Genomic DNA, 7,516 nt, shown 5'->3' with positions numbered 1-7,516 from the left:
AGGAGAACAGCCCCAGGGTGCGGCCGCCCGCCGCCCGGATCAGCTCCGTGAGCTCGTCCAGCATGTCCGCGCGGTCCCCGTCCCGGGCCGGGCGGGCCAGGTGCTTGGCGACGTACAGGATGCCCTGCCTGGGGTAGTCGAACGGCGAGCCGACGTCCACCCCCTTCCACTGCGGGAGGTCGTCGCCCTCGACCCCCTCGGCGCCGAGCCCCAGCGACGCCCCGACGCCGTTGAAGTCGCCGCCCAGCTTCAGCGTCGCGGAGGTCAGGACGACGGAGCGGTCGGTGAAGAGCTTCTCGCGCAGCAGGCCCGACACGGACATGGGGGCGACGCGCAGCGACGCCCCGAAGCGGTCGTGGCGCTCGTACCAGACGACGTCCCACTCCGAGCCGTTCGTGATCCGCTCGGCCACGTCGTGCACGCTCTCCACGGAGGCCAGCGCCTGCTTGCGGACCGCGTCCTCGTCCTGGACGGACCTGTCGCGGGTGCCGCCGATCGCCGAGATGACGGTCCGGCTCGCGTCGCGCAGCGCCATGAGCGCGTAGCCGAGGTCCTCCGGGATCTCCTCCAGGCGGCCCGGGAGGGCCAGCTCCATCAGCCGTTCGAACCCTTCGGCGGCGGTCTGGAGCTGGTCCGCGGCCTTCTCGTCGACGAGCTTCGCCGCGCGCCGCACCGCCCGGTTGACCTGTCCGGGAGTGAGCTCCCCGGTGGCGACACCGGTGACCCGGGAGACCAGCTCGTGGGCCTCGTCGACGATGAGCACCTCGTGCTGCGGGAGCACGGGGGCGCCCTCGATGGCGTCGATCGCGAGCAGGGCGTGGTTGGTGACGACCACCTCGGCGAGCTTGGCGCGCTCACGGGCGGACTCGGCGAAGCACTCGGCACCGTACGCGCACTTCGTGGCGCCGAGGCACTCCCGCGACGACACCGAGACCTGGGACCAGGCCCGGTCGGACACGCCCGGCGTGAGGTCGTCCCGGTCGCCGGTCTCCGTCTCGTCCGACCAGTCACGCAGGCGCAGCAGGTCCTGGCCCAGCTTGCTGGTGGGGGCCGCCGCCTCGAACTGGTCGAACAGCCCCTCCTCCTCGTCCTGCGGCACGCCCTCGTGCAGCCGGTGCAGGCACAGGTAGTTGGAGCGGCCCTTGAGCATCGCGAACTCCGGGCGCCGGCGCAGCAGCGGATGCAGGGACTCCACCGTGCGCGGCAGGTCCCGCTCGACGAGCTGGCGCTGCAGGGCCAGGGTGGCCGTCGCCACCACCACACGCTCCCCGTGCGCGAGCGCGGGCACCAGGTAGCCCAGGGACTTTCCGGTGCCGGTGCCGGCCTGGACCAGCAGATGGGCGCCGTCGTCGATCGCCTCGGCGACGGCTTCGGCCATGGTCACCTGGCCGGGACGCTCCGTGCCGCCGACGGCGGCCACGGCGGCGTGCAGGAGTTCGGGGAGTGAGGGCTTCGTCATAGCGCGACCACCCTACGACCCGGGACTGACATCCGTGCGCTCACGGCGAGGGAGGGGCATGCGATCAAGACGTCTCCTCGTTCGGGTCGGGAGGGGCGTGCGGGGGCACTGGGGGGCGAGCGCTACAGCACATGGCGCAGGGAGCGGTCCCTGACCATGAGGGCGGCCCGCTTGGCCGGCAGGTCCGCCTCGGCGAAGAAACGGAAGCCGGCCTTGAGGAACGCGGTGACGGAGGGGACGTTGCGCACGTCGGGTTCCGCGACGATCCGGGGTGAGCGGGGCCGGTGGTCGAGGGCGAGGTCGGCGACGGTCCTGAGCAGGATGCCACCGAGGCCCCGGCCCCGGTCACCGGCGGGCCCGATGAGGACGTGGAGTCCGGTGTCGTGCGGCCGGGCCGGGTAGTGGCGGGCCAGGGGATCGAGGTCGGCGCGGTAGATCTCCCAGTAGCTCATCGGCGTACCGTCCAGGAGGCCCAGGTAGGGGACGCTGTGGCCGTCGCCGGTGAGCTGGGCCCGGACGTGGTCGGCGGTCCGGGCGGGAGGTCCGGCCAGTTCCCAGAACGCGGCGACGGCCGGGTCGTTCATCCACCGGGTCAGCAGGGGGAGGTCCCGTTCGGCCCGGACGGGGACCAGCCGGAACGGGCCCGCGGGTGTCGGGGCCGGGCCCCAGCCGGCGGTGTCGCGGGCCGTCACGGGTGCAGCGGGTTGGCGATGGTGACGTAGACGGACTGGGTGTCGACCGGGCCGACGAGTTCGTCGAGGCCGTGCAGCCGCGTCAGCAGGTTGGCCTTGCAGCGCAGGACGGGTGAGTCCAGGAGGAGCGCGGGCAGCGTGCCGCGGGTGCGGGCCGGTCCGGCCGAGACCTCGGTGAGGAACCGGCGGAAGGCGGCGAGCAGCAGCCGTTCGCCGGCGAGGCGCTGGGAGCCGATGGCGCCGATCAGTCCGAGGACGTTGTTGATGCCCAGGTAGTAGGCGAAGCGTTCGTCGGTGACCGGGTCGGGGACGAAGGTGTCGCTGTGCTCGCCGATGCCGGGCAGCCGGGCGTCGAGTTCCGTGCGCCGCGACGCGCGGAAGTAGTAGCCCTGGTTGTCGCGGTAGCGTCCGCCCGCGGGCCAGCCGTCGGGGTCCAGCAGGACCAGCGTGTTCTGCTGGTGCGCCTCCAGGGCGATGCCGGCCGCCGCGTCCAGCCACAGCACGGGCCGCACCACGTGTTCGAGGTAGCGCAGGAACCACTCGGCGGCGACGGCCCCGGGCGGCCGTCCGGTGCGGGCGGCGAGGCGGAGGACGATCTCGGCGAGCCGGGATCTCATGGGTCCGCCGGGGCGGGGCCGCGGTGAGAGGAGTCCGGCGACGCAGGCGACGTCGTCGTGCGGCCCGAACGGGTTGTGGCGGATCACCAGGTCCAGTCCGGACACGGGGTCGCCGCCGGGCCGGCGCACGGCGAGCCAGGCCGGGTCGCGGACGATGTCGAAGCCGGGGTGCGCGGCCCGCCACTGCCGGGACAGTCCGGTGCGCAGCAGCCGGTGGACCTCGACGCCCCGGTGGAGTTCCTTGCGGAGGTTCTCCCGGCGGGAGTTGGTGATGCGCAGGGCCAGGGACAGCTTGAGCATGGCCGGGGCGCCGGTGCGGTGGACGGTCCGTACGGACGAGGTGGGGTGCCAGGGGTCGCCGTGGCTGCCGAGGTCGCGGAGCAGTCCGGCGTCCAGCAGTCCGGCGACGTCCGGGCGGTGGCGGACCTGCCCCAGTTGCCAGGGGTGGACGGGCAGGGCCGTGTATCCGTCGGGCAGGGGCAGGCCGGGGCCGGCGAGCCGTTCGGCCAGGCGGGGCGCGGCGACGGTGCGGCCGCGCTCGGTCCAGGCGGAGTCGGTGACGAGCAGCGAGGGGGCGACGGCGAGCCAGTGCAGCGGGAAGGAGCCGCGCAGCTCGGGCGAGTACCGCTCGGCCTCGGTGTCGGAGAGGTCCTCGCGGCTCTTCGGGGCCGGGTGCAGCGGATGCCCGAGGACGAGTGCCTGCTCGGCGGCGAGGAAGCGGTCGGGGTGGTCGTCCGGGCTCTCGCGCCGCGCGGTGACGAAGGCGGTGACCCGGCGGACGGAGTCGGCGACGCGTGCGGTGAGGTCGGTGCTGTCACCGGCCGCCGGGAGCGAGGGGTCCGCGCTGCCGGCGTTCTCCCGCGCCAGGAGCGCGGCCAGCGCGACGGCGTCCAGCGGCGGGGCGTGGTCCGGGGCGCCTGCCAGGCGGGGCGGCCCGAAGCGGTGCAGACCGGCCGGGGACCAGTACAGCACCGGGACGAGCAGGGCGGTACCGCTCGCGGGGAGGGGGATCCGCAGCTCGTCACCGGCCGGCGCCGGGAGGTCCGACTCCCGTACCCAGCAGCGCAGGAGGTTCTCGCAGGCCGCCGCCTGGGCCACCCGGCGCGGGTCGGACTGTTCCAGCGGGCAGGGGGCGCCGTCCCGGAGCCGGGCGGTGCCGGCCGGTCTCCTCTCCTGGTGCGGGACCAGTGGGCCGGTGCGGTCGGACGGCGCGGGGGGCGTGTGCAAGGCGGCTCCTCGTGCGGGGGTGAGGGTGCGAGGCGTCGACGGGTCCGTCAGGAGAAGGGGCCGTCAGGGTCGGACTCGGGGTGACGGCCGTCGCGCTGGGAGCACGCGATGCGCGGGGCCGTCGGCCCGACCGGGGGTCCGTCACCGTTCACCGTCCTCCCCGTGCTCGCGCCGAACTCTGGGCAGGGGGCTCCCCCGTGCGGACGGCGGGCCCCCACCGCTACCAACAGCGGGCCGCCCACCGGGTTACGGGTGGCACCGGCTTCCGCGGCCGTGCCGCCCGCGCGCCCGGTGGCCCCGGGGCGCCGGACCGGTGGAGTGCCGGACGACCGGCCAGGTCAGGTGGCTTGTGGCCGAACCGTTGCCGTTCCGTCGGATGTCCCCCACAGCGAGCGCATAGTGTGTGGTGCCGTTCCCGACGGCCGTGGGAGCGCCTGTGAACTCCGCGCGGTTCGAGGGTGTGAGGACGGCCGCAGCACCATGTTCGTTCATTTCAGGGGGAGTCAGATCATGCGATCCATACGGCCGTCGTCCACCGTTCGCCGAGAGGGGCGGGCCCGGCGCAGAACCTCCCCCGTGCTGGCCTCCGTCGCCCTCGTCTCGGCACTCGCCCTCACCGTCACCGCCTGCGGCTCGGGCGACACCGACGTGAGCGCCGACGCCTCCGCGACCGCCGCCGACGACGGCAAGCTGAAGATCCCGTCCGACATCAGGGACCGGCTCAAGGAGCACGGGATCGACATCGACAAGTGGCGGGACGGCGCCTGGAAGAACTGGGACAAGGACGACTGGCTGCGCGAGGCGCAGGACTACGTCAACCCCATCATCGAGGACCTGTGGGACCCGGACCGCATGCGGGACGCCGAGGAGCCGGAGCAGGAGGTCGACGAGAGCGACATCTCCGGCGACCAGGGCGTGACCGATCCCACGCCGGAGCCGGTGCGGGCGGCGGCCGTTCCGGCGTCGTACCGGGCCAACGCGCCCGAGGCCGGGAAGGTGTTCTTCGACTCCCCCGAGGGCACGATGGTCTGCTCGGCGACGGTGGTGCAGGACCCGGCCAATCCGGGCAAGTCCAACATGGTGTGGACGGCGGGCCACTGCGTGCACGCCGGCAAGAAGGGCGGCTGGTACCGCAACATCGCCTTCGTGCCGTCGTACAACGACTCGGGCAGGTCGGCGCAGGAGCTGGAGGGCGCGTCCAAGGAGGAGGTCGCTCCGTACGGCCTCTGGTGGGGCGACTGGGTGCAGACCTCGGACCAGTGGATCGAGCAGGGCGGCGCCACCGGCGGTGACGGCGCCTCGTACGACTTCGCGGTCATGCATGTCACGCCGGAGAAGGGCGGGAACGGCAAGTCGCTGGAGGAGACGGTCGGTTCGGCGCTGCCGGTGGACTTCGCGGCTCCCGCGGTGCCCGACATGGAGGAGATGACGGCGACCGGCTACCCGGCCGCTCCGCCGTACGACGGCCAGACGCTGTACCGCTGCGCGGACAAGCCCGGCCGGCTGTCGCTGGCCGCAAACGACCCGACGATGTACCGCATCGGGTGCAGCATGACGGCGGGTTCGTCCGGTGGCGGCTGGGTCACGACCGGCTCGGACGGCAAGCCGGCACTGGTGTCCAACACCTCCATCGGCCCGGTGACGTCGGGCTGGCTGGCGGGTCCGCGCCTCGGTGACGAGGCCAAGGGCGTGTACGAGGCGGTCAGCGAGAAGTTCGCCGGCCGGTGACCGGCGGCCCGGTCCGGGTGCCGCCGCGCTCCCGGACCGGACCGGCACACGGGCGCGCGGCACACTGTTCGCGCGTACCGACGGGGGGTCGTCGCGGCATGGGTTGCGGACGTACGCCCGCTCCGCGCGCACGGAGGCCCTCCCCCGCGCTGTGCGGGGGAGGGCCTTCGGTCCGTTCCGGGCGGGTCAGCCGGCCGGCGTGGGAACGAACGGCGTGAGTTCCGCCGCCAGCTCCTCGTGCACCCGGACCTTGAGCAGGGTGCCCTCCGCGGTGTGCTCCTCGGAGATCACCTCGCCCTCGTCGTGGGCGCGGGCGACCAGCTTGCCGTGCGTGTACGGCACGAGCGCCTCGATCTCCACCGAGGGACGGGGCAGCTCGTTGTCGATGAGCGCGAGCAGCTCCTCGATGCCCCGGCCGGTGCGGGCCGAGACGGCGATGGAGCGCTTCTCCACCCGCAGCAGCCGCTGAAGGGTCAGCGGGTCGGCCGCGTCGGCCTTGTTGATCACGACGATCTCGGGCACGCCGGTGGCGCCGACGTCCCTGATCACCTCGCGCACCGCGGCGAGCTGCTCCTCGGGGACCGGGTGCGAACCGTCCACCACGTGCAGGATCAGGTCGGCGTCGCCGACCTCCTCCATGGTGGAGCGGAACGCCTCGACCAGGTGGTGCGGCAGGTGCCGGACGAAGCCGACGGTGTCGGCCAGCGTGTACAGCCGGCCGCTCGGTGTCTCGGCCCGCCGCACGGTCGGGTCGAGGGTGGCGAACAGGGCGTTCTCGACCAGGACGCCCGCGCCCGTGAGGCGGTTGAGCAGCGAGGACTTGCCGGCGTTGGTGTAGCCCGCGATGGCCACGGACGGCACCTTGTTGCGCCGGCGCTCCTGGCGCTTGATCTCACGGCCGGTCTTCATCTCCGCGATCTCACGGCGCATCTTCGCCATCTTCTCGCGGATCCGCCGCCGGTCCGTCTCGATCTTGGTCTCACCGGGGCCGCGGGTGGCGAGGCCGCCGCCCTTGCCGCCGCCCATCTGCCGGGACAGCGACTGGCCCCAGCCGCGCAGCCGGGGCAGCATGTACTGCATCTGCGCGAGCGCGACCTGCGCCTTGCCCTCTCGGGACTTGGCGTGCTGGGCGAAGATGTCGAGGATCAGGGCCGTACGGTCGATGACCTTGACCTTGACGACGTCCTCGAGGTGGATCAGCTGGCCGGGGCTGAGCTCACCGTCGCAGATGACGGTGTCCGCGCCCGTGTCGAGCACGATGTCGCGCAGCTGCTCGGCCTTTCCGGAGCCGATGTAGGTGGCGGCGTCGGGCTTGTCGCGGCGCTGGATCACACCGTCGAGGACGAGGGCGCCGGCCGTTTCCGCGAGGGCGGCGAGCTCCGCCAGGGAGTTCTCCGCGTCCCCCACGGTCCCCGAGGTCCACACCCCGACGAGTACGACGCGCTCCAGGCGGAGCTGCCGGTACTCGACCTCGGTGACGTCCTCGAGCTCGGTGGAGAGGCCGGCGACACGGCGCAGAGCCGCCCGCTCGGAGCGGTCGAGCTGGTCGCCGTCCCGGTCCGAGTCGATCTCGAGGCTCCAGGCGACGTCCTCTTCCATCAGGGCATCGGCCCGAAGACCTTCGGGATGGCTGTGCGCGCGGCGCTTGGTGTCCTGGGAAGGGGAAGAAGAGGAGGTCATTGGGTCCTTACGTCGTCGGTGAACCGTCTGCGACGGAGCCGGCCCGGTGGGACCGTCCGTCACTGTGCACAACGTGCGGGCGGCCCGGGAGATTCCCGCGCCCGCGCTGTGCG

General features: G+C 73.4%; 5 protein-coding genes. 1 reads left to right on the top strand and 4 read right to left on the bottom strand.

All coding sequences use genetic code 11. From position 1 onward, the window contains the following. The 3 genes from IE172_RS13210 to IE172_RS13200 form a co-directional block, all read right to left on the bottom strand. The coding region (locus IE172_RS13210) for an ATP-dependent DNA helicase (protein ID WP_229886001.1) at positions 1 to 1,459 on the bottom strand (1,459 nt) is incomplete at its 3' end. A 122-nt stretch (positions 1,460 to 1,581) separates the two neighbouring features. After that, positions 1,582 to 2,253: a GNAT family N-acetyltransferase gene (locus IE172_RS13205; RefSeq protein WP_190097611.1), complete on the bottom strand. Its 672-nt coding sequence runs from the start codon at positions 2,251 to 2,253 to the stop codon at positions 1,582 to 1,584. After that, positions 2,148 to 3,995 (bottom strand): IucA/IucC family protein, encoded by a 1,848-nt coding sequence (locus IE172_RS13200; protein WP_190097389.1) that lies wholly within the window; start codon positions 3,993 to 3,995, stop codon positions 2,148 to 2,150. The genes IE172_RS13205 and IE172_RS13200 overlap by 106 nt, the downstream gene beginning before the upstream one ends. Positions 3,996 to 4,505: 510 nt before the next feature. Between IE172_RS13200 and IE172_RS13195 the strand changes: the two genes are divergently transcribed. Further along, positions 4,506 to 5,723, top strand: a complete 1,218-nt coding sequence (locus IE172_RS13195; protein WP_190097388.1) for a trypsin-like serine peptidase — start codon at positions 4,506 to 4,508, stop codon at positions 5,721 to 5,723. A 186-nt stretch (positions 5,724 to 5,909) separates the two neighbouring features. On the opposite strand, the gene hflX is transcribed toward IE172_RS13195, so the two are convergent. Beyond that, on the bottom strand, positions 5,910 to 7,403 hold the full coding sequence (gene hflX, locus IE172_RS13190; RefSeq protein WP_190097387.1) for a GTPase HflX: 1,494 nt from the start codon (positions 7,401 to 7,403) through the stop codon (positions 5,910 to 5,912). Positions 7,404 to 7,516 lie beyond the last annotated feature (113 nt).

It is taken from the genome of Streptomyces griseoflavus (assembly GCF_014649995.1).
Lineage (GTDB): Bacteria > Actinomycetota > Actinomycetes > Streptomycetales > Streptomycetaceae > Streptomyces > Streptomyces griseoflavus.
This window is presented reverse-complemented; position numbering and strand designations above follow the sequence as displayed.